The organism is Streptomyces sp. f51 (assembly GCF_037940415.1).
GTDB lineage: Bacteria > Actinomycetota > Actinomycetes > Streptomycetales > Streptomycetaceae > Streptomyces.
The window spans coordinates 986,365-1,007,032 of the sequence record NZ_CP149798.1 but is presented as its reverse complement, the minus strand read 5'-3'; the positions used below and the strand labels follow the sequence as shown (position 1 = coordinate 1,007,032).

Below are 20,668 nucleotides of genomic sequence, written 5' to 3'. Positions count from 1 at the left end.
GCAGGGAATAGGGGCTTGGGGTTTCACCGCCGTTCACCGTGGGGACACCATCGGCGGGCCTACTGGGGCCAACTTGTTCAGACAAGTTCTCCGTTCCACCCCACCCTCGTGCGTCACCCTGGAGAGACCGTGACCGTGTTCCTGCCGAGGACCGCCCTCCTCACCGGCGGCCTCGCCGTCGCCGCAGCGCTCACCCTGAGCGCCTGCGGCGCCGCTCCCGACGACAAGGCGACCACCGCCGACGGCAAGAGCGCGGCCACCGCGACCTCCGCCGCGGACTTCGGCGGTCTCGACGCCCTGGCCAAGGCCGCCAAGAAGGAGGGCACGCTGCACGCGATCGCCCTTCCCCGCGACTGGGCCAACTACGGCGCCCTCATCGACGGCTTCACCAAGAAGTACGGCATCAAGATCCAGGTCGAGAGCCCGGACGGCTCCAGCCAGGACGAGATCAACGCCGTCACCTCGCGCAAGGGCCAGGACCGCGCCCCCGACGTGCTCGACCTCGGCAGCTCCTTCGCGCTGAGTGCCGCCCAGCAGGGCCTGCTCGCCCCGTACAAGGTGGCCGGCTTCGCCGACCTGCCCGAGGGCCAGAAGGACCCGCAGGCCCGCTGGTTCAACGACTACGGCGGCTACATCTCCATCGGCTGCGACGCCAAGAAGGTCAAGGAGTGCCCGACGACCTTCAAGGAACTGCTCAAGCCGCAGTACAAGGGCCAGGTCGCGCTCAACGGCAACCCCACCAAGTCCGGTTCGGCGTTCGGCGGCGTGTACGCGGCCTCGCTCGCGAGCGGTGGCTCCTTCGACGACATCCAGCCCGGCCTCGACTTCTTCGCGAAGCTGAAGAAGAACGGCAACTACACGCCCGTCGAGTCGACCCCGGCCACCGTCGAGAAGGGCGAGACGCCCATCAGCATCGACTGGGACTACCTCAACGCCGGTTACGCCGACGAGTTCAGGTCCAAGGGCGTCGACTGGAAGGTCGCCGTGCCGAGCGACGGCCAGTTCTCGCAGTACTACTCCCAGGCCGTCAACAAGGACGCCCCGCACCCCGCGGCCGCCCGGCTGTGGCAGGAGTACCTCTACAGCGCCGAGGGCCAGAACCTCTGGCTCAAGGGGTACGCCCGACCGGCCCTGATGACCGCGATGGAGAAGGCCGGCACGCTCGACAAGACCGCCGCCGCGAAGCTCCCCGCCGTCTCGGGCACCCCGAGCTTCCCGACCGAGGCGCAGCAGAGCAAGGCCAAGACCGTGCTCGCCCAGGGCTGGGGCAAGGCCGTCTCCGGATGACCACCGCTCTCACCGAGGCCCCGGCCGACGTGGCGCCCGCCGCTGCCCACCGGCAGCGGCGGCGCCGCGCCACCGGCCCGCTGGCCGTCCTCCCGCTGCTCGTCTTCGTCGCGGTCTCCTTCGGGGTCCCCGCGCTCGCCATGCTGAACGGCGCCTTCACCGTCAAGGACTCGGCCACCGGCGCCAGTTCGTACACCACCGCCAATCTGACCGGCTCGTTCCACGGCGCCTACCTGACCGCGCTGACCGGCAGCGTCAAGCTGTCCGCCGTCTCCGCCGGGCTCGCGACCCTCCTCGGACTGCCGCTGGCCCAGGCCGTGGTGACCTCCCGCTTCCGCGCGCTGCGCGAGGCCGTGCTCACCGCCTCCGGCGTCCTCGCCAACTTCGGCGGTGTCCCGCTCGCCTTCGCCTTCGTCGCCACCCTCGGCAACTCCGGTGTGCTGACCCGGCACTTGAGCCTGACCGACCGGGGCTGGGACCTCTACAGCTTCTGGGGCCTGGTCGTCGTCTACCTCTACTTCCTGATCCCGCTCATGGTCCTCACCATCACCCCCGCCCTCGACGGCCTGCGCTCCCAGTGGCGCGAGGCCGCGCGGAACAACGGCGCGACCACCGTCCAGTACTGGCTGCACGTCGCCCTGCCGGTCCTCGCGCCCTCGCTCCTCGGCGGACTCGTGCTCCTCTTCGGCAGCGCCTTCGCCGCGTACGCCACGGCGGCCGCCATGGTGGGCAGCGCGGTGCCGCTCGTCACGCTCCAGATCGCCGACGCCATCTCCGGCAACGTGCTGGTCGGCCAGGAGAACGTGGCGCTCGCCCTCAGCCTCGACATGGTCCTCATCGCGGGCCTGGTCATGGCCGTGTACCTGCCCCTGCAACGACGGAGCGCGCGATGGCTCGCCTGAACCCGTGGCGCTGGGTGGTCCTCGCCCTCGCCGCGCTGTACTTCCTGGTGCCCATGGCCGCGTCCGTGGTCTTCACGGTCGACGTGCCCGGGCAGGGTGTCACCTTCGACGCCTACAGCCGGATCGTGTCCGCCGACGGCTTCGCCTCCAGCCTCGTGCTCTCCCTGGAACTCGCCGCCGCGACCATCGCCGTGGTGCTGCTCCTGATGGTCCCCGCCATGGTCGCGCTGCGGCTCGGATCCGCCCGGCTGCGGCCGGTCGTCGAGGTGGTGTGCTCGCTGCCGCTGGTCGTGCCCCCGATCGCGTTCGTCGCCGGCATCTCCACCGTCCTGAAGTGGGGACCCGAACACCTGTCGCGCACGCCGCTGTTCCAGACGTTCGTGGCGATCCAGGACCCGGGCTTCCCGGTCGTCCTCGTCCTCGCGTACGTCGTGATGGCGCTGCCGTTCGTGTACCGGGCCCTGGACGCGGGACTGCGCGCCGTCGACGTGCGCACCCTCGTCGAGGCCGCCCGCAGCTGCGGGGCGAGCATGCCGCAGGCCCTCGTGCGGGCGGTGCTGCCCAATCTGCGCGGCGCGCTGCTCAACGCCTCCTTCCTCACCCTGGCCCTGGTGCTCGGCGAGTTCACGGTCGCGAGCCTGCTCGGCTACCAGCCCTTCGCCGTGTGGATCTACGACATCGGCGGCTCGCAGGCCCAGATGTCCGTCGCCGTCTCCGTGCTCAGCCTGTTCCTCACCTGGGCACTGCTCCTCGCGCTCGCCGTCCTCGGCGGCCGCTCCCGTACCGCTTCCGCCTCCCGGGGATGACCATGACCCTCGCCACGACCGACCAGGCCGCCACCGTCGAATTCCGCGGACTCAGGCGGGAGTTCGGACCGACCGTCGCTCTCGACGGCCTCGACCTCACCGTCCGGCCCGGTGAACTGCTCGCCCTGCTCGGCCCTTCCGGCTGCGGCAAGACCACGGCGCTGCGCATGCTCGCCGGCTTCGAACACCCCGATTCCGGCGAGGTGCTGGTCGACGGCCAGGACATCACCCGGGTCCCGGCACACAGCCGCGACGCCGGGATGGTCTTCCAGTCGTACAGCCTCTTCCCGCATCTCAGCGCCCTGGACAACGTGGCCTTCGGGCTGCGGATGCGCAAGGTGCGTACGGCCGAACGGCGCTCACGTGCCGCCGAGTTGCTCGACCTCGTGGGGCTCGGGGACAAGGGCGAGCGGTTCCCGCACCAGCTCTCCGGGGGGCAGCAGCAGCGCGTCGCCCTGGCCCGCGCGCTCGCCCTGCGGCCCCGCGTCCTGCTGCTCGACGAGCCGCTGTCCGCGCTGGACGCCAAGGTGCGGCTCTCGCTGCGCGAGGAGATCCGCCGACTCCAGCTGGAACTCGGCATCACCACCCTGTTCGTGACCCACGACCAGGAGGAGGCGCTGTCCATGGCGGACCGGGTCGCGGTGATGCGGGCCGGACGGCTCGAACAGTGCGCGTCCCCCGCCGAGTTGTACGGGCGCCCCGCCACCGCCTTCGTCGCCGAGTTCGTGGGGACGATGAGCAGGATCCCGGGGACGCTCGACGGCGAGCGGGTCGACGTCCTCGGGCGGCGGCTGCCGGTGGACGGGGATGCGCCCGCCCCGGGGGCGGTGGACGTGCTGGTGCGGCCGGAAGCGGTCCGGGTGAGTGCCGACGCGGCGGGTGACGCCCGGGTCGTGGCCACCGCGTTCCTCGGCGCCGCCACCCGGGTGACCGTGCGGCTCTCCGACGGGACCGAGGTCAAGGCCGATCTGCCCACGCACGAGGCCGGCGCGCTCGTGGCGGGCGCCGGCGTGACGGTCACGCTGCCGGACCGGCCGGTGCTGGTCGCCGCGCGGCAGAGCTGAGAAGCGTCGACCGGCCCCTCCGCTGCCCCCTGCCACTCGCGGGTGCCGGTTCGTGGCCCCACGGCCCACAAGCGACGATCGCCCCCTCCGCCCCTGCCCGACCCGAACCCGGGGCTCCGCCCCGGACCCCGCTCCTCAAACGCCGGAGGGGCTGGAACTTGCCCCGCACCGAGGAAGTAGCGCCCGGGGCTGGGACTTGTCCCGCGGCGAAGATTCAGCGCGCGGGGCTGGGACTTGTCCCGCACCGAGGAAGTAGCGCCCGGGGCTGAAACTTGCCCCACACCGAGGAAGCAGCGCGCGGGGCTGGGACTTGCCCTGCGCCGAAGATTCAGCGCGCGGGGCTGGAGCTTGTCCCGCGCCGAAGGTTCAGTGCGCGGGGCTGGGACTTGTCCCGTGGTGCAGCCCGAGGGGCTGGAACCTGAACCTCCCCCCCCACCGAAGAAAGAGATCACCGTGACCCACCGTTCCACCGCCCGGGCCTCCCTCCAGGCCGTTCTGTTCGACATGGACGGCACGCTCGTGGACACCGAGCGACTGTGGTGGGAGGCGGTGGAGGAGGTGGCCGGCGGGCTCGGGCACGTGCTGACGGGGGCCGATCAGCCGCACGTCCTCGGACGGCCCGTCGAGCACACCGCCGCCTGGCTGGCCGGGCTCACCGGCGCACCGCGTGAGGGCACCGCCGCCGAACTGCACCGGCAGTTCGCGGACCGGGTCCGCACCGGCATCGTGCCCCGGCCCGGGGCGCGGGAACTGCTCAGGGCGCTCGCCCGCGAACGCGTACCCACCGCCCTGGTCACCGCCTCCCCGCGCGCGGTCGCCGACACCGTCCTCGAAGCGCTCGGAGCCGACCAGTTCGCCGTCTCCGTCACCGCCGACGACACCCGGCGCACCAAGCCCGCCCCCGACCCCTACCTCGCCGCCTGCCGCGCCCTGGGCGTCGACCCCGCCGCCTGCGTCGCCGTCGAGGACACCCAGACCGGTGTCACCTCGGCCGAGTCGGCCGGCTGCGCCGTCCTCGCGGTGCCCTCGCTCGCGCCGATCGCGCCGGCCGCGGGCCGTACCGTGCTCGGCAGCCTGGAAGGCGTCTCCCCGGCCCGGCTGCGGGCCATGGTCGCCCCGGGCGAGCTGCGGGTGATGAGCTGGAACCTCTGGTTCGGCGGCACTCGGGTCGACGGGTACCGCGAGAAGCAGCTCAAGGCCATCACCGGGACGGGGGCGGACGTCGTCGGGCTCCAGGAGACGTACGGGAGCGCGGCGCGCGAGCTCGCCGACGCCCTCGGCTGGTACCACCACCAGGCCGGCGACAACCTCGGCGTCATCAGCCGCCACCCGATCACCGCCGTGCTCGGCGATCCGGACGTCGGCTTCTACGGAGGCACCGGCGTCAGGATCGAACTGGACGGCGGGCAACGGGTCGACGTCTGGAGCGCGCACCTCGACTGCGCTCCGTACGGCCCCTACGAGGCACGCTTCGACGGCCTCGACGAGTCCGCCCTGATCGCGCACGAGAGCGGCAGGCTCGCCCGGATGCGGGAGATCCTGCGCCGGATCGCCGACACGAGCGAGGAATCCGTTCCGGTCGTCCTGACCGGTGACTTCAACGTGCCCTCGCACCTGGACTGGCCGGACGTCGCCTGGCCGGTGACGCGGGCCACCGAGGAGGCCGGCCTGCGGGACTCCTACCGGCAGGCGCACCCCGACCCGGCGGTGGACCCCGGCCACACCTGGTCGCCCGTCCACACCGAGCACGAGGACGGCAGCGGGCGCCCGGAGCCGCAGGACCGGATCGACTTCGTCCTGCACCGGGGGCTGACCGTCCTCGACTCGCGCACTCTGGTCACGGGGGCTCCCCGGGCCTGGCCGGACGTGGCGGGCAACGACTGGCCCTCCGACCACGCCGCGGTCGTCACCGTCTTCGCGCTGCCCGGAGGCGAGTGAGGGGCGAGAACCGGGGGCGTGTCCGGTGACCTTTCCGGAGACGGATCCGGTGACGCCGCGCAGCGCGCGTTGAACGCTCAGTCAGTCCGGACCATTGCGGTACGGGCGGCCCATCGACTAGTTTGAGCCGCGCGCCCGCTACCCGCGAGTAACACATGGGTTACCACACGTCACCCAGCCATCCGACCCGTCCTGTCGTCCTGGGGAGACCATGCGCTGGCCCTTCGGCCGTCCGCCGACGGTCCGTTCACGGATCGTGGCCCTCTCGATCGCCCCGGTGATCGCCCTCATGACGCTGTGGAGCTTCGCCATGGTGTCCGTCACCGGCGATCTGCGCGCGCTCGTCCGCCTCCAGGGGGTCTACAACGACTTCGGCACCCCCGTCGACACGGCGATCGGCCAGATCCAGATCGAACGCCGCCTCGCCGCCGCCTACTTGGGCGCGCGGCGCGGGACGACGGCGGGCGTCGAGCTGCTGGCCCAGGAGCGCCGCACCGACCGCGCCGTGACGGCGCTGCGCGCTGCGGCCCGGGACGGGGACCGCAGCCGCCTGTCCGGACAGCAGCGGCGGGCGCTCGACGCCCTGCTCCACTCCGTGGACGGTCTGGAGGGGCTGCGCGGCCGGGTGCTGGCCCACACCGTCACCTGGGACCGTGCCGTGGCCGAGTACAGCACCCTGGTGGAACCGTCCTTCGACGTCGAGTCCGCGCTCACGGCGCTCCAGGCGGGACAACTCGCCCGTGAGGCACAGGTCGTCGTCGAGCTGGTGCGGGTACGGGACTTCGTCTCGCGCGAGGACGCGCTCGTCGCCGGGGCACGGGCCGCGGGCACGCTCACCGACCAGCAGTACGACACCCTCACCGCCACCATCGAGGACCGCAGGGTCTTCGAGCGGACCTATGTGCCCGACCTGCCGGCCGACTCGCGCTCGCTCTTCGAGACCTTCCAGCGGGGCGACCTCCACCAGGAGCTGACCCGGGACGAGGACGCCCTGCTGCGGGCGGGCGCCCGGCGCGCGGGCGAGGCCGTCGCGGCCGGTTCCTGGCGCACCACCACCGACCGCGCCGTCAAGCGGTACATGCTGATGTGCACGCAGTCCGCGCTCAACTCCGCAGCGCGCGGGCGGGCGTTCGCCTACCAGGAGCTCACCAAGGCCGCGATCGTCGGCGTACTGGGACTGGCCGCCGTGGGTCTCTCGCTCTGGTTCGCGGTACGGGGCGCCCGGCGCATCTCGCGCCGCCTGGAGTCGCTGCGCGACGCCGCCGACCTGCTGACCAACCGTCAGCTTCCGCAGGTCATGGAGCGGTTGAGCGCCGGCCAGGAGGTCGACGCGGCCGCCGAGGCGCCACCGCTCGCGGACGTGGAGGCGGTGGCCGACGAGATCGGACAGGTCGGCCGGTCCTTCAACACCGCCCGGCTCGCCGCCGTCGAGGCCGCCGTCAAGCAGGCCACCCTGCGCCGCGGGCTGTTCGCGGTACTCCTGAACATCGCGCGCCGCAACCAGGCGCTCGTCCACCGCCAGCTCAAGCTCGTCGACACGCTGGAGCGCCGCACCGACGACCCGGACGTCCTGGACGACCTGTTCCGGATCGACCACCTCACCACCCGTATGCGGCGCCACGCGGAGAGCCTGATCATCCTGTCCGGCTCGGCCCCGGGCCGGCGCTGGCGGCGGCCCGTTCCCGTCGCCGAGGTGGTGTCCTCCGCGGTGAGCGAGATCGAGCAGTACGCGCGGGTGGTGGTCCCGCCGATGCCCGAGGTGGGCGTCGCGGCCGACGCCGTCGCCGACGTCGTGCACCTGATCGCCGAACTCGTCGAGAACGCCACCGTGTTCTCACCGCCCCGCACCCAGGTCACCCTGCGCACCGGGCGGGCCGGGAGCGGGTTCGTCCTGGAGATCGACGACCGGGGCCTCGGCCTCGCGCCCGACCAGATCGACGAGGCGCACCGCACGCTCACCACGCCGGAGGACTTCGACCCGACCCGGCACGACCGGCTCGGGCTGTACGTGGTGGGCCGGCTCGCCGCACGGCACGGCATCAAGGTCACCCTGTGCCGCTCGCCGTACGGCGGTACGACGGCGGTCGTGCTGCTGCCCGAGGCGGTGCTCGCCCCGGTGGAGACCACGAACCTTCCGGTGGCGGACACGGCTCAGGCGCCGCTGCCCTCGCGGACGGCCACCGCGGTCCTCCCGGCGCAGCGGACGGCGACCGGGGAGCGGTACGACGGCTCCGTGGTGCCGGAGGTCTCCTCCGTGCCGCCCGAGGACCCGGCTCCGGAACCGCCCGTGCTGCCCACCCGGGTCCGCCAGCGGGCCCTCGCCCCGGAGCTGCGCACCGAGGCGCCGGCGGCCGACGGGACGCCCGAACGCGAGATCACCCCGGAGGAGATGCGCGCGGTCTTCGGAGCCTTCCAGCGCGGCCTCGACCGGGGCCGCAAGGGCCTGCCCTCCGGGCCGGACACCGGCGGGACCGGCTCACGGCGCCCCGACGGACCGTCCGACTCCGTGCCGTCCGGCGACGCGCGGCACGACTCCGCGCGGTCCGGCCCGGCGCGGCGAACCGACACCGAGGAAGGGACGGACGTCCACGATGCGCCCTGACCAGCTCCCAGAGCACCCCACCCGGACCCTCGGGGCCCGGCACCCGGACCGGACGGGCGGCGCCCTCGGCACCGGGGACGACGCCGACCGGCCGGGCACCGACCTCGGCTGGCTGCTCGACGACCTCGTGGCCAGGACCGACCACGTACGCCAGGCCGTGCTCCTGACCGCCGACGGCCTCCCTCTGAGCTGCTCGGACGGCATGCGCAGACGGGACATCGAGCACCTCGCGGCGGTCTGCTCGGGCTTCCACAGCCTCGCCCGCTCGGTCGGCGAGCGCTTCGCCGCGGGCGGGGTGCGCCAGACCATGGTGATGCTCGACGACGCCTACCTCTTCATCACCCCGGCGGGTGACGGAAGCCGGCTCGCCGTGCTCAGCGAGGTGCAGACGGACGTCGGACAGCTCGCCCACGAGATGGAACTGCTCGTCCGCCGCGTCGGCCGCCACATGGCCGCCGCCGTCCGTTCGGCGGCCGACCCCGCGGGCCACTGATCCGGCTGTGACCGACGAGCACTGGTACGAGGACGAGACCGGGCCCATGGTGCGGCCCTACACCGTCACCGGGGGCCGGACCCGGCCCTCGGACCGGCACGTCATCGACCTGATGTCCCGGGTCAGGGTCCGGGAGACGGACGCCGGGCCGCCCGGGCTCGATCACGCGGCGGCCGCCCTGCTCGACCTGGCCCGCCGCGGCCCCCGGCCGGTCGTGGAGCTTGCCGCGGACGCCGACCTGCCGCTGACCGTCGTCCGCGTGCTGCTCGGCGACCTGGCCGAGGCGGGCCTGCTGATCATCGACGAGCCGTACCGCCCGCCGGACGGCGCTCCCGCGGCCGACCCGGAACTGCTCCGCGAGATCGTGGAGCGCCTGCGCGAGCTGTGACCGCCCGCCGGGGCCCGACCGGGCGCCCCGGAGCGCTGGATCCCGGGCCGGCCCCTCCTGTGACCTGCGTCTCCACGGGTTCGGGACCTTCGGGGCCTTGACCGCGGGAGCGCGACGGGCCGCGCAACGAATCGCCGCCGGAGTCCCGACGTGCGCAACGAATCGTCCACCGGCGCGCAACGGGTCCTTCTTGTCCCCCCGAGCCGGCCGACCGTACCGTCTATCTGACCCCCCGAACCCCCTCGTACCGGTGGAGAACCCGCATGCGCACAGCCCTGCTCCAGAGCTCCGGCCGCCCCGGCTCGGTCGTCGAGAACCTCAAGGTCCTCGACGAGGCCGCGGGCCGCGCCGCCGCAGCGGGAGCCGGGCTCGTGGTGACCTCGGAGATGTTCCTGACCGGCTACGCCATCGGCGACGACATCGCGCGGCTCGCCGAGCCCGCCGACGGCGACTCCGCCGACGCGGTGGCCGAGATCGCCACCCGGCACGGCGTCGCCGTCGCCTACGGCTACCCCGAGCGCGAGACGCCCGAGGGCGACGGCGCGGCGCGGGTCTTCAACTCCGTACAGCTGATCTCCGCCGACGGCACCCGGCTCGCGAACTACCGCAAGACCCACCTCTTCGGCTGCTTCGAGCACGATCACTTCACGCCCGGCGAGCAGACCGTCGTCCAGGCGGAGCTGAACGGACTCCGGGTCGGCCTCATGATCTGCTACGACGTCGAGTTCCCGGAGAACGTCCGCGCGCACGCCCTCGCCGGCACCGACCTGCTGCTCGTGCCGACCGCGCAGATGCACCCGTTCCAGTTCGTCGCCGAATCCGTCGTGCCGGTGCGCGCCTTCGAGAACCAGATGTACGTCGCCTACGTCAACCGCACAGGCCCTGAAGGGGAGTTCGAGTTCGTCGGACTGTCCACGCTGGCCGGCCCCGACGGCGTCGCCCGCGCCCGCGCCGGCCGCGGCGAGGAACTGCTCCTGGCCGACGCCGACCCGGTCCTGCTGTCCGCCTCGCGCGAGACGAACCCGTATCTGAAGGACCGCCGCCCCGGCCTCTACGGGTCCCTCGTCTGATCCTCCGCCCGGCCCGCCCCGGCCGGTCCCACAAGCCTCCCCTCACCAGTTTCCGCGCAAGGAGTCCGTACCCCATGACGTCCACCGTGCCCAACGCCGTCCAGCACGCCGACGTGCAGCAGCCGCCGATCACCATGTTCGGCCCGGACTTCCCCTACGCCTACGACGACTTCCTCGCGCACCCCGCGGGCCTCGGCCAGATACCCGCCACCGAGCACGGCACCGAGGTCGCCGTCATCGGCGGCGGACTGTCCGGCATCGTGGCCGCGTACGAGCTGATGAAGATGGGCCTCAAGCCCGTCGTGTACGAGGCCGACGAGATCGGCGGCCGGCTGCGCACCGTCGGCTTCGAGGGCTGCGACCCCTCGCTGACCGCCGAGATGGGCGCGATGCGCTTCCCGCCGTCCTCCACCGCCCTCCAGCACTACATCGACCTGGTGGGTCTGGAGACCAGCCCGTTCCCCAACCCCCTCGCCGAGTCCACGCCCTCGACGGTCGTCGACCTCAAGGGCGAGTCGCACTACGCGACCTCCGTCGACGACCTCCCCCAGGTCTACCGCGACGTGATGAACGCCTGGAACGCCTGTCTGGAGGACGGCGCCGACTTCTCCGACATGAACCAGGCCATGCGCGAGCGCGACGTCCCGCGCATCAGGGAGATCTGGTCGAAGCTCGTAGAGAAGCTCGACAACCAGACCTTCTACGGCTTCCTGTGCGAGTCGGAGTCCTTCAAGTCCTTCCGCCACCGCGAGATCTTCGGCCAGGTCGGCTTCGGCACCGGCGGCTGGGACACCGACTTCCCCAACTCCATCCTGGAGGTCCTGCGGGTCGTCTACACCGAGGCCGACGACCACCACCGCGGCATCGTCGGCGGTTCCCAGCAGCTCCCGCTGCGCCTGTGGGAGCGCGAGCCGGAGAAGATCGTCCACTGGGCGTACGGCACCTCGCTCTCCACGCTGCACGACGGCACCCCGCGTCCGGCCGTCACCCGGCTGAACCGCACCGCGGGCAACGGCATCACCGTGACGGACGCCAACGGAGACATCCGCACCTACAAGGCGGCGATCTTCACCGCCCAGTCCTGGATGCTGCTCTCCAAGGTCGCCTGCGACGACTCGCTCTTCCCGATCGACCACTGGACGGCGATCGAGCGCACGCACTACATGGAGAGCTCCAAGCTCTTCGTCCCGGTGGACCGGCCGTTCTGGCTGGACAAGGACGAGGAGACCGGCCGTGACGTCATGTCGATGACGCTCACCGACCGGATGACCCGCGGCACCTACCTCCTGGACGACGGCCCGGACAAGCCCGCCGTCATCTGCCTCTCGTACACGTGGTGCGACGACAGCCTGAAGTGGCTGCCGCTGTCCGCGAGCGAGCGCATGGAGGTCATGCTGAAGTCGCTCGGCGAGATCTACCCGAAGGTCGACATCCGCAGCCACATCATCGGCAACCCGGTGACCGTGTCCTGGGAGAACGAGCCCTACTTCATGGGCGCGTTCAAGGCCAACCTGCCGGGCCACTACCGCTACCAGCGCCGTCTGTTCACGCACTTCATGCAGGAGTCGCTGCCCGAGGACAAGCGGGGCATCTTCCTCGCGGGCGACGACATCTCCTGGACGGCCGGCTGGGCCGAGGGCGCCGTCCAGACCGCGCTGAACGCGGTCTGGGGCGTCATGCACCAGCTCGGCGGCGCGACCGACCCGACCAACCCCGGGCCCGGCGACGTCTACGACGAGATCGCGCCGGTGGAACTGCCCGAGGACTGATCCCCGCCTCGTGGCGCGGGCCCGCCGGGTCAGACCCCGGCCGCCCGCGCCGCCTCGTACAACTCGGCCGCCACGTCCTTCAGTTCGGCCGCGTCCCGCACCTGGCTCTGCACATCGAGGAAGATCTCGTCGAGGCCGATCCCGGCGTGGTCGACCAGGTCCGCCACGATCTGGTCGACGGCCCCCTGGAACGGCTGACGGCCGTCCCCCACGTACGGCTTCGGCGTGTAGACCAGGTTGGTGCGCAGCACGGTCCGCAGTGGCCGGGTGCGCCCGCGCTCACCGGCCAGATCCTGCAACTGCCGCCACTGGGCCGTCAGTCGCTCGACCCCCATGCCGACCGGCATCCAGCCGTCCGCGTGGTCGACGAGCCTGCGCCGCGCCCTGCCCGTGTTGGCGGCGAGCAGGATCGGGATGGGCCGGGCCGGCTTGGGGCCGACCACGGCGGAGGCGATCCTGGTGAGGGTGCCGTCGTGGACCACCGGGTCGGGACCCCACACCGCGCGGCACACCGCGATCACCTCGTCCAGGGCGTCACCGCGTTCCTCGAAGGGCCGCGCGGAGGCCGCCGCGTACTCGTCGAGCGACCAGCCCGTGCCGAGGCCCGCCACGACCCGGCCTCCGGCGGCCGCGTCGAGCGAGGCGAGGGCCTTGGCGAGCTGGAAGGGAGTGTGCAGCGGCGCGACCAGCACGCTGGTGCCCAGTTCGGCGCGCTCGGTGGCCGCGGCCGCGAGCGTCAGGGTCACCAGCGGGTCGGCGACGCCCCGGTAGGCGTCCGGCCAGGCCAGTCCCTCGATGCCGTACAGCCCCTGGGTCGGCGGGTCGGGGAACAGGGCCCGCTCGAAGACCCACAAGCTGTCGTACCCGATCGCCTCGGCGGCGCGTGCCACGTCGGGTACGTCCCGTCCGAGGTCGTACTGCCGCATCTGCGGGAGGGCGAGGCCGAGTCGCGTCGTCATACCGGTGTACTCCTTCGCATCGGGGTGTGCCGACGTGTCAACGTACAGGCGGCGTACGGATGTTCCGGCGAGGACCGCGCCGGGTGGCGGGATCAGCCCGGCAGGGGAGTGAGCAGCATCCGGCCGGCCAGGCCCACCGCCGCGTCGAGCCGGTCGCCGAACTCCTCGGCCAGGTCCGGGAGTCCGCGCAGCGCCCACAGGGTCCGGGCCGCCGCCCAGGTCGCCTCGCGGGCCCGCTCCAGGCTCCAGGAGCCGAGCAGATGGGTGAGCGGATCGGCGATCTGGAGCAGGTCGGGGCCCGGCATCAGCTCCTCGCGGACGCGTTCCTCCAGCGAGACGAGCAGATCGCCCACCAGGTCGAACTCGTCCTCCAGGTCGGCCGGTTCGCAGTCGAGCGTGCGGCAGCTGTCCAACACGGCGAGCGCGAGGTCGTGCCCGATGTGCGCGTTGATGCCCGCGAGCGCGAACTGGAGGGGACGTACCCCCGGATGGCGGCGGAAGCGCAGCAGCGGGCGCCAGCAGGCGGGCGCCCGGCCCTCCTCGGCCACCGTCAGATAGCGCTCCGCGAACCGGACGTCCAGGGCCGTCGCGGCCCGCGCGTCCGGGAAGACCCCGGCGTCCAGCCGGCGGTCGAACTCCTCGGTGACCGTGAGGTAGACGCGGTTGAAGACCGCGAGTCCGTCGCGCGCGGGGAGCGTCGCGTCCAGGGCGCGCATCCGGGCGACGACCGTGTCAACCGGGGTGGTGATCTGTGCCGACTTGGCCATGACGGCAGCGTCCCAGGCCCGGCCCCGACGGCGCGCCGCCGGGCCGCGGGGTTCCCCGGAACGGGGGAACGCGGCCGGGCGGCAGGGGCTTTCCCGGCGGACCGCGGCTACGCTCCGGCGGGCCGGTCGCCCGGATCGTCGTACGCCGACGTCCCCGCGTCGAGCAGCGGTTCGGTCCTCAGGTGGGGCGGGGCCATCGCCCGCAGCGCGTGATAGCCGGTGATCACGACGATGGTGCCCAGCGCGATGCCGTTCAGCGAGAAGTGGTCGGTGAACTTCAGGGAGACCCCGCCGATGCCGATGATGATGCCGGCGGCGGCGGGCACCAGGTTCAGCGGATTGCGCAGGTCCACCCGGGCGTTGAGCCAGATCTGGGCACCGAGCAGCCCGATCATGCCGTAGAGGATGACGGTGATGCCGCCGAGGACACCGCCGGGGATCGCCGCGACCACCGCGCCGAACTTGGGGCACAGCCCGAAGAGCAGGGCGAAGCCGGCGGCGGCCCAGTAGGCGGCCGTGGAGTAGACGCGGGTCGCGGCCATCACGCCGATGTTCTCGGAGTAGGTGGTGTTGGGCGGGCCGCCGACCGCGGTGGAGAGCATGGAGGCGGCGCCGTCCGCGGAGATCGCGGTGCCCAGTTCGTCGTCCAGCGGGTCGCCGGTCATCTCGCCGACGGCCTTGACGTGCCCCGCGTTCTCGGCGACCAGCGCGATGACCACCGGCAGCGCGACGAGGATCGCGGACCACTGGAACGTCGGTCCGTGGAAGGACGGCAGTCCGATCCAGTCGGCGTGCTCGACCGCGGAGAGGTTCAGCCGCCAGTGGTCGGTGACCTGGCCGCTCGCGTCCGCCGAGTGGATCCGGCCGAAGATCCGGTCGAAGGCCCAGGAGATCGCGTAGCCGAAGACCAGGCCGAGGAAGATCGCGATGCGTGACCAGAATCCGCGCAGGCACACCACCGCCGCGCCCGTGACCAGCATGGTCAGCAGGGCCGTCCACTGGTCCTGCGGCCAGTAGGTGGACGCGGTCACCGGCGCCAGGTTGAAGCCGATCAGCATGACGACCGCGCCGGTCACGATCGGCGGCATCGCGGCGTGGATGATCCTCGCCCCGAACCGCCGGACGGTCAGACCCACGAGGAACAGGGCGACGCCGACCACGAAGCACGCGCCGGTCACCGTGGAACTGGTGCCGCCCTGCGCGCGGATCACGGCCGCGACGCCCACGAAGGAGAGCGAACAGCCCAGATAGCTGGGCACCCGGCCGCGGGTGGCGAGCAGGAAGACGACCGTCGCGACACCGGACATCATGATCGCGAGGTTGGGGTCGAGTCCCATCAGGACGGGTGCCACGAAGGACGCCCCGAACATGGCCACCACGTGCTGGGCGCCGAGTCCGAAGGTCCGGGGCCAGGAAAGGCGTTCGTCGGGGCGGACGACCGCTCCCGGGGCGGGAGTCCGCCCGTCGCCGTGCAGTTTCCAGCGCACGCCCAGGTCCATGTCGAGAGTCCACCTTCTCCGTATGTGAATGTGTCCGGACCATTGTCACGTCCGACCAGCCGCTCTACGCTCGCACGGTCCTTCTCATGAACATCGTTCATATGTCTGATCGGAGTGTTCTGTGAGTGCACGATCACGACTGGGTCTGGCGGCCGTGACGGCCGCCATCACGCTCGCATCCCTCGTCGCCCCTGCGGCATCGGCGCGCACGGCGTCCGGGCCGGGCCCCGCGGCGCCGGGGCGCGCCCCGTCCGCGGTCCCCCTTGCGGTGTCCGGCCGGAGCGCGCCCGGAGCGCCGCGGACCGTGGTCCTCGACGGCGCCCGGCTCCTCCGCACCCGCGCCCGCCTGCAACACGGCGACCGCCGACTCGCCCGCACACTGCGGGAGTTGACGGCCCGCGCCGACAACTGGCTGGACCAGGGACCCTGGACGGTCGTCGACAAGCCGAGGCCCGCCCCCGGCGGGGATGTTCACGACTATCTCAGCCAGGCTCCCTACTGGTGGCCCTCGAAGCCCGCCACCGCGGACAACCCCTGGGGCTGCCCGTACGTGCAGCGCGACGGGCAGCGCAATCCCGAGGTGGACACCGGCACCGACCGCCAGGACGCGGAGAAGGTGTTCGACTCGACGTACGACCTCGCCCTCGCCTGGTACTACACCGGCGAGAAGCGGTACGCCGTGAAGGCCGCCCAGGTCCTGCGCACCTGGTTCCTCGACCCGGCCACCCGGATGAACCCGAACCTGGACCACGGCCAGTTCATCCCGTGCAGGTACGACGGCCGGGCCATCGGGATCATCGACTTCTCGCAGTCCTGGACGAGCGTCCTCGACGCGACCGCCCTCCTGGACACCGGCGCCCCCGGCTGGTCACGGCGCGACCGGGCCGCGATGCTCGCCTGGAACACCGGCTACCGCGACTGGCTGACGGACAGCGCCTTCGGCAAGGAGGAGGCCGCCGCCCGCAACAACCACGGCACCTTCTACGACATGCAGCTCGCCGCCCTCGCGTACGCGACCGGGGAGAAGGACCTCGCCCGGCGGACCGTCCTCGCCGCGCGGGCCCTGCGGATCGACCCGCAGATCGCCGCCGACGGCAGCCAGCCCCAGGAGCTCGCCCGCACCCGGAGCTGGCACTACTCGGCCTTCGACCTGGTCGCGTACACCCGGCTCGCGGCCGTCGGCGAGAAGGTCGGCGTCGACCTGTGGGCCTACCGCGGGCCGGAGGGCCAGAGCCTGTCCGGGGCCGTCGACCATCTGCTGCCCGCGGCGACCGGTGCCGAGCCGTGGAGCGGTCCCGAGCTGGAGTTCCACCGCTACGCGGCGAGCGACGTGGTGCGTGCCGCGGCCGACGCGGGGGACCGGGCCGCGCGGGCCGCCGTGCCGCGGCTCGAAGCACCGCCCGGCGGTGATCTGTGGGAGCTGCGGCCGGCCGCCGAGCAGCTCGACTCCATCGTCGGCTGATCCCGCCCGGGCAGGGCTCCTGAGCGTTTGCTTAGGATGGGGGTGTCGTTTCAGCCAGGCCCGCCGTCCGCGCGCCGCAGCACCTCCCAGGAGCCCCGCCCGTGACCGCCGAAGCCCCCGTCGTCCCCGCCCTCCCGTACGGAAGGCTGCTGCCCGTCACGGTCCACTTCGACGACCTCGACGCGCTCGGACTCCTGCACAACGCCCGCTACCCGGTCCTGGTCGAGCGCGCCTGGACCGCGCTGTGGAACGAACGCGGCTTCGGCTTCGAGGGCGACTGGGAGGCGGCGGGCGACTCGTGCAACGCCGTCAAGGAACTGCGGATCACCTACGAGGCCCCCGTCAGCCGCCCCGGCGCCTACGCCGTCCACCTCTGGCTGGAACGGCTCGGGACCACCGGGCTCACGTACGGCTTCCGCTTCTGCTCGCCCGACGGCGCGGTCACCTACGCCCACGGGACGCGGGTGCTCGTCCGGCTCGACGCCGGGACGCTGCGCCCGGCGCCGTGGAGCGAGGGCTTCAGGGTCGTGGGCCGGGAACTGCTGCGCTCGGGGGAGTGACCTTCGCGGGCGCGCGGTCCCCGGCGCGCAGCACACCGGCGAGCGCGGTCAGTCCGAACGCCAGCACCGTGACCAGGGCGAACGACACCATCAGGTTGGTCGCCTGCGCCACCGAACCGATCAGGCTCGGCGCGACGAGCCCCGAGGTGTACGTGATGGTCGCGACGCCCGCGATGGCCTGACTGGGGTTGGGGCCGCTGCGCCCGGCCGCGGCGAAGCAGAGCGGGACGACGACCGCGATACCGAGTCCGAGCAGCGCGAAGCCGGTCATCGCCACCGCGGCGTTCCCCGCGAGGACGATCAGCAGCCCGCCGAAGACGGCCAGGACACCGCCCGCCCGCACGGTACGCACGGCGCCGAAACGGTTCACCACCGTGTCGCCGACCAGTCGGGCCACCGCCATGGTGAGCATGAAGCCGGTGGTCGAGGCCGCGGCGAGAGCGGCCGAACTGTCCAGCCGGTCGCGCAGATAGACCGCCGACCAGTCCAGGCTCGCGCCCTCCGCGAAGACCGCGCAGAAGCCGACCGTGCCGATGAGCAGGGCCGACCGGGGCGGCAGCGCGAACCGCGGCGGCGGTTCCTCGTCCTCGGTGGGCTGGAGGTCGAGCACCCACTGGCAGGCGGCGAGACCGAGGAGCGTGAGGGTCGCCGCTGCCAGGGCGTGGTGCAGCCGGGCGTCCGCGCCCAGATGCGCGGCGATGGTGCCGGCCGCCGCGCCGGTCAGCGCGCCGGCGCTCCACATGCCGTGCAGCCCCGACATGATCGACTTGTCGAGCCGGTTCTCGACCTCGACGCCCATCGCGTTCATGGCGACGTCCGCCATCCCCGCCGTGGCGCCGTAGACGAACATCGCGAGGCACAGGACCGGCAGGTTCGACGCCAGGGAGGGCAGGACCAGGGCCAGCGTCCACAGGGCGATGAGCCCGCGCAGTGCCGCACGGCTGCCGAAGCGGTGGGTGATCCGGCCCGCCAGCGGCATCGAGCAGGACGCGCCGAACGCGGTGAAGGCCAGGGCGAAGCCCAGCTGCCCCGCGCTGACGGACGCGTGGTCCTGGATCCACGGCACGCGGGTCGCGAAGGACCCGGTGACGGCTCCGTGCACGGCGAACACGGCCGCCACGGCGTACCGGGCGCGCCTGACCTCGCGCTGTTCGTAGACCACTCCACTCATGCTCGGGCCCCTCCCCGGGTGATGGTTCCACGGTGTGCCGCCGTAAACTATCAGGAACCCTGCCTGATAAATAGATGCCCGCTCGCCGCCCGGTCGCCCGGTGGCCTCGCCGATCTGGGAGGATTCCCGCCATGCCCGCATCCCCGAGCACCGCACGGGCCATCAACGACCGGCTCGCCCTGCGGCTGTTGCAGCAGGAAGGCCCCTTGACGGCCACGCGGCTGAAGCAGCTCACCGGACTGTCCCGGCCGACCGTCGCCGACCTCGTGGAGCGCCTCACCGCCTCCGGTCTCGTCACCGTCGTCGGCGAATCGAGGGAGCAGCGGCGCGGTCCCAACGCCCGGGTCTACGGGATCGTTGCGGACCGCGCCCACCTGGCTGCGCTGGACGTCCGTACGGAGGGGGTCTCCGTCGTCGTCTCCGACCTGGTCGGGCGGGTCCTGGCCGAGGCGTCCGCGCCCATCGGGGCGGGCGCCGGTACCGGACCGGCGGTGGAGCGGGCGGTCGCGCTGGTCGAGCGGGTGGCGAAGGAGGCGCGCGCGCTCGGGGGGCCGGCCCCGCGGGAACGCGCCGGGGGGTGGGGCGGGCTGCACACCGTCGGCATCGGGGCGCCCGGTCTGATCGACCCCGTCAGCGGTGAACTCCGCGACTCCACGGGGCTGCCCGAGTGGCACCGGCGGCTGGTCGCCGCACTCCAGGAACGGCTTCCCGAGGCCCGCGTCCTCGTCGAGAACGAGACCAACCTCGCGGCCCTGGCCGAACAGCGCGAAGGCGTCGCCCGCGACCGCGACACGTTCGTCCTGCTGTGGCTCGGCCACGGCACCGGCGCCGCCGTGGTCCTCGACGGCGTCCTGCGCCGGGGCGCCTCGGGAGGCACCGGTGAGATCGGCTTCCTGCCGGTGCCGGGCACCACGAGCCTGCCCTCGGCGACCGACTGCGGGGGCGGTTTCCACTCCCTGGTCGGGTCGGCGGCGATCGCGGACCTGGCGGCGGAACACGGCGTCTCCGCGCGGCCCGAGGGCCACGAACCGCATGCCGCGGCACTGGTGAGGCAGGCGCTGGCGGTACCCGGCTCCCCGGCGGCCGACGGTTTCCTCGACGCCCTCGCCCAGCGCCTCGCGATCGGCGCGGCCTCCGTCAGTGCCGTGCTCGACCCCGGCTGCGTGGTCCTCGGCGGCGAGGTCGGCCGGGCGGGCGGAGCGGCGCTCGCGGCCCGGGTCGGGCGGCGGCTCGCCGGTATCTCGCCGCTCCCGACCGAGGTGCGCGCGACCACGGTGGGCGGAGGCGCGGTGCTGCGGGGAGCGCTGCTGACCGCGCGCGACGGCGCCCAGGACGAACTGTTCGCCCCCGCCCCGTCGCGGTAGGGCGTGTCCGCCGGGTCACGCCTGCCGGGCGCCGCCCCGGGCGGCCTCCGGCGGTTGGAGACCCGGCGGCGGGGCAAGGGCCTTCGTCACCGCCGCCGGGTCGATCGTGGGGGGACCGGCAATGAATGATCACGCAGTCTTGATCGAGGACACTAAGAGGACTAGACCAGAGCGTCAATAGGTATGGACCAGTTGCGGAAACCTGTGACCTGCTCCAAGGCCGCCCGGAGCCAAGGAGGTTGGCCCCCGGGCCCGTCCGCGGAAGTCCATGGCGAGCCGTTGTGAGCCACCCCACAGGGATACGGCCGTATGACCTTCGTTCGGGCGTGGCACACTGGCCATGTACCAGAAGCAGCGCACTCCGGGGTCGGTGTAATTCCGAACCGGCGGTTATAGTCCGCGACCCGGTCGCTTCCAGCGGCCGGTTGACCAGGTGGAATTCCTGGACCGACGGTTAAAGTCCGGATGGGAGGCAGTGCGCGGCGGGCGGGCATTCGTGCGCGCTGCCGTCAGTTGCTGCTCGTCCTGCGGGACGGGTGTCCTTTCGGCGTCGCTCCCGGTGTGCCG

At 72.7% G+C, this 20,668-nt stretch carries 17 protein-coding genes and 1 riboswitch; of the genes, 13 read left to right on the top strand and 4 right to left on the bottom strand.

All coding sequences use genetic code 11. The features are described 5' to 3' along the window. Positions 1–129 precede the first annotated feature (129 nt). The 10 genes from WJM95_RS04480 (at position 130) to WJM95_RS04435 (ending at position 12,319) form a co-directional block, all read left to right on the top strand. Positions 130–1,287, top strand: coding sequence for an extracellular solute-binding protein (locus WJM95_RS04480; RefSeq protein WP_339128153.1), 1,158 nt, complete (start codon positions 130–132; stop codon positions 1,285–1,287). Then, positions 1,284–2,189 carry an ABC transporter permease subunit gene (locus WJM95_RS04475; RefSeq protein WP_339128152.1) on the top strand — a complete coding sequence of 302 codons (906 nt, stop codon included), beginning with the start codon at positions 1,284–1,286 and terminating at the stop codon, positions 2,187–2,189. Before WJM95_RS04480 ends, WJM95_RS04475 begins: the two co-directional genes overlap by 4 nt. Then, positions 2,177–2,995 carry an ABC transporter permease subunit gene (locus WJM95_RS04470; RefSeq protein WP_339128151.1) on the top strand — a complete coding sequence of 273 codons (819 nt, stop codon included), beginning with the start codon at positions 2,177–2,179 and terminating at the stop codon, positions 2,993–2,995. Before WJM95_RS04475 ends, WJM95_RS04470 begins: the two co-directional genes overlap by 13 nt. Beyond that, the gene (locus WJM95_RS04465) at positions 2,992–4,059 is read left to right on the top strand and encodes an ABC transporter ATP-binding protein (protein WP_339128150.1); all 1,068 of its coding nucleotides are present in this window, start codon (positions 2,992–2,994) and stop codon (positions 4,057–4,059) included. Before WJM95_RS04470 ends, WJM95_RS04465 begins: the two co-directional genes overlap by 4 nt. 453 nt (positions 4,060–4,512) lie before the next feature. Beyond that, positions 4,513–5,997: an HAD-IA family hydrolase gene (locus tag WJM95_RS04460; RefSeq protein WP_339128149.1), complete on the top strand. Its 1,485-nt coding sequence runs from the start codon at positions 4,513–4,515 to the stop codon at positions 5,995–5,997. 211 nt (positions 5,998–6,208) lie between these two features. Beyond that, the gene (locus tag WJM95_RS04455; RefSeq protein WP_339128148.1) at positions 6,209–8,599 is read left to right on the top strand and encodes a nitrate- and nitrite sensing domain-containing protein; all 2,391 of its coding nucleotides are present in this window, start codon (positions 6,209–6,211) and stop codon (positions 8,597–8,599) included. Next, positions 8,589–9,092 carry a roadblock/LC7 domain-containing protein gene (locus WJM95_RS04450; protein WP_339128147.1) on the top strand — a complete coding sequence of 168 codons (504 nt, stop codon included), beginning with the start codon at positions 8,589–8,591 and terminating at the stop codon, positions 9,090–9,092. Before WJM95_RS04455 ends, WJM95_RS04450 begins: the two co-directional genes overlap by 11 nt. Positions 9,093–9,138: 46 nt before the next feature. Further along, positions 9,139–9,480, top strand: a complete 342-nt coding sequence (locus WJM95_RS04445) for a DUF742 domain-containing protein (RefSeq protein WP_339135347.1) — start codon at positions 9,139–9,141, stop codon at positions 9,478–9,480. A 263-nt stretch (positions 9,481–9,743) separates the two neighbouring features. After that, entirely contained in the window at positions 9,744–10,550 is an 807-nt protein-coding gene (locus WJM95_RS04440) for a carbon-nitrogen hydrolase family protein (protein WP_339128146.1), read from the top strand. Positions 10,551–10,624: 74 nt separating this feature from the next. Then, positions 10,625–12,319 carry an NAD(P)/FAD-dependent oxidoreductase gene (locus WJM95_RS04435; protein ID WP_339128145.1) on the top strand — a complete coding sequence of 565 codons (1,695 nt, stop codon included), beginning with the start codon at positions 10,625–10,627 and terminating at the stop codon, positions 12,317–12,319. A 29-nt stretch (positions 12,320–12,348) separates the two neighbouring features. Here WJM95_RS04435 and WJM95_RS04430 read toward each other — a convergent pair whose 3' ends face one another. The 3 genes from WJM95_RS04430 to WJM95_RS04420 all read right to left on the bottom strand — a co-directional run bounded on the left by WJM95_RS04430 (position 12,349) and on the right by WJM95_RS04420 (position 15,544). Beyond that, the gene (locus WJM95_RS04430; protein ID WP_339128144.1) at positions 12,349–13,278 is read right to left on the bottom strand and encodes an LLM class F420-dependent oxidoreductase; all 930 of its coding nucleotides are present in this window, start codon (positions 13,276–13,278) and stop codon (positions 12,349–12,351) included. A 92-nt stretch (positions 13,279–13,370) separates the two neighbouring features. Next, positions 13,371–14,045 carry a DUF5995 family protein gene (locus WJM95_RS04425; RefSeq protein WP_339128143.1) on the bottom strand — a complete coding sequence of 225 codons (675 nt, stop codon included), beginning with the start codon at positions 14,043–14,045 and terminating at the stop codon, positions 13,371–13,373. A 107-nt stretch (positions 14,046–14,152) separates the two neighbouring features. Next, positions 14,153–15,544: a solute carrier family 23 protein gene (locus WJM95_RS04420; protein WP_339128142.1), complete on the bottom strand. Its 1,392-nt coding sequence runs from the start codon at positions 15,542–15,544 to the stop codon at positions 14,153–14,155. Between the two features lie 121 nt (positions 15,545–15,665). On the opposite strand from WJM95_RS04420, the gene WJM95_RS04415 reads away from it, so the two are divergent. Together WJM95_RS04415 and WJM95_RS04410 are read left to right on the top strand one after the other, a co-directional pair. After that, positions 15,666–17,006 (top strand): alginate lyase family protein, encoded by a 1,341-nt coding sequence (locus tag WJM95_RS04415; RefSeq protein ID WP_339128141.1) that lies wholly within the window; start codon positions 15,666–15,668, stop codon positions 17,004–17,006. A 101-nt stretch (positions 17,007–17,107) separates the two neighbouring features. After that, a complete protein-coding gene (locus WJM95_RS04410; protein WP_339128140.1) occupies positions 17,108–17,566 on the top strand; it encodes a thioesterase family protein in 459 nt (152 codons plus the stop codon). On the opposite strand, the gene WJM95_RS04405 is transcribed toward WJM95_RS04410, so the two are convergent. Next, positions 17,526–18,737: an MFS transporter gene (locus WJM95_RS04405; protein ID WP_339128139.1), complete on the bottom strand. Its 1,212-nt coding sequence runs from the start codon at positions 18,735–18,737 to the stop codon at positions 17,526–17,528. The genes WJM95_RS04410 and WJM95_RS04405 overlap by 41 nt on opposite strands. A 131-nt stretch (positions 18,738–18,868) precedes the next feature. Between WJM95_RS04405 and WJM95_RS04400 the strand changes: the two genes are divergently transcribed. Then, on the top strand, positions 18,869–20,101 hold the full coding sequence (locus WJM95_RS04400; protein ID WP_339128138.1) for an ROK family transcriptional regulator: 1,233 nt from the start codon (positions 18,869–18,871) through the stop codon (positions 20,099–20,101). Positions 20,102–20,453: 352 nt separating this feature from the next. Further along, positions 20,454–20,584: riboswitch (FMN riboswitch) on the top strand. The last annotated feature ends 84 nt before the right edge of the window (positions 20,585–20,668 follow it).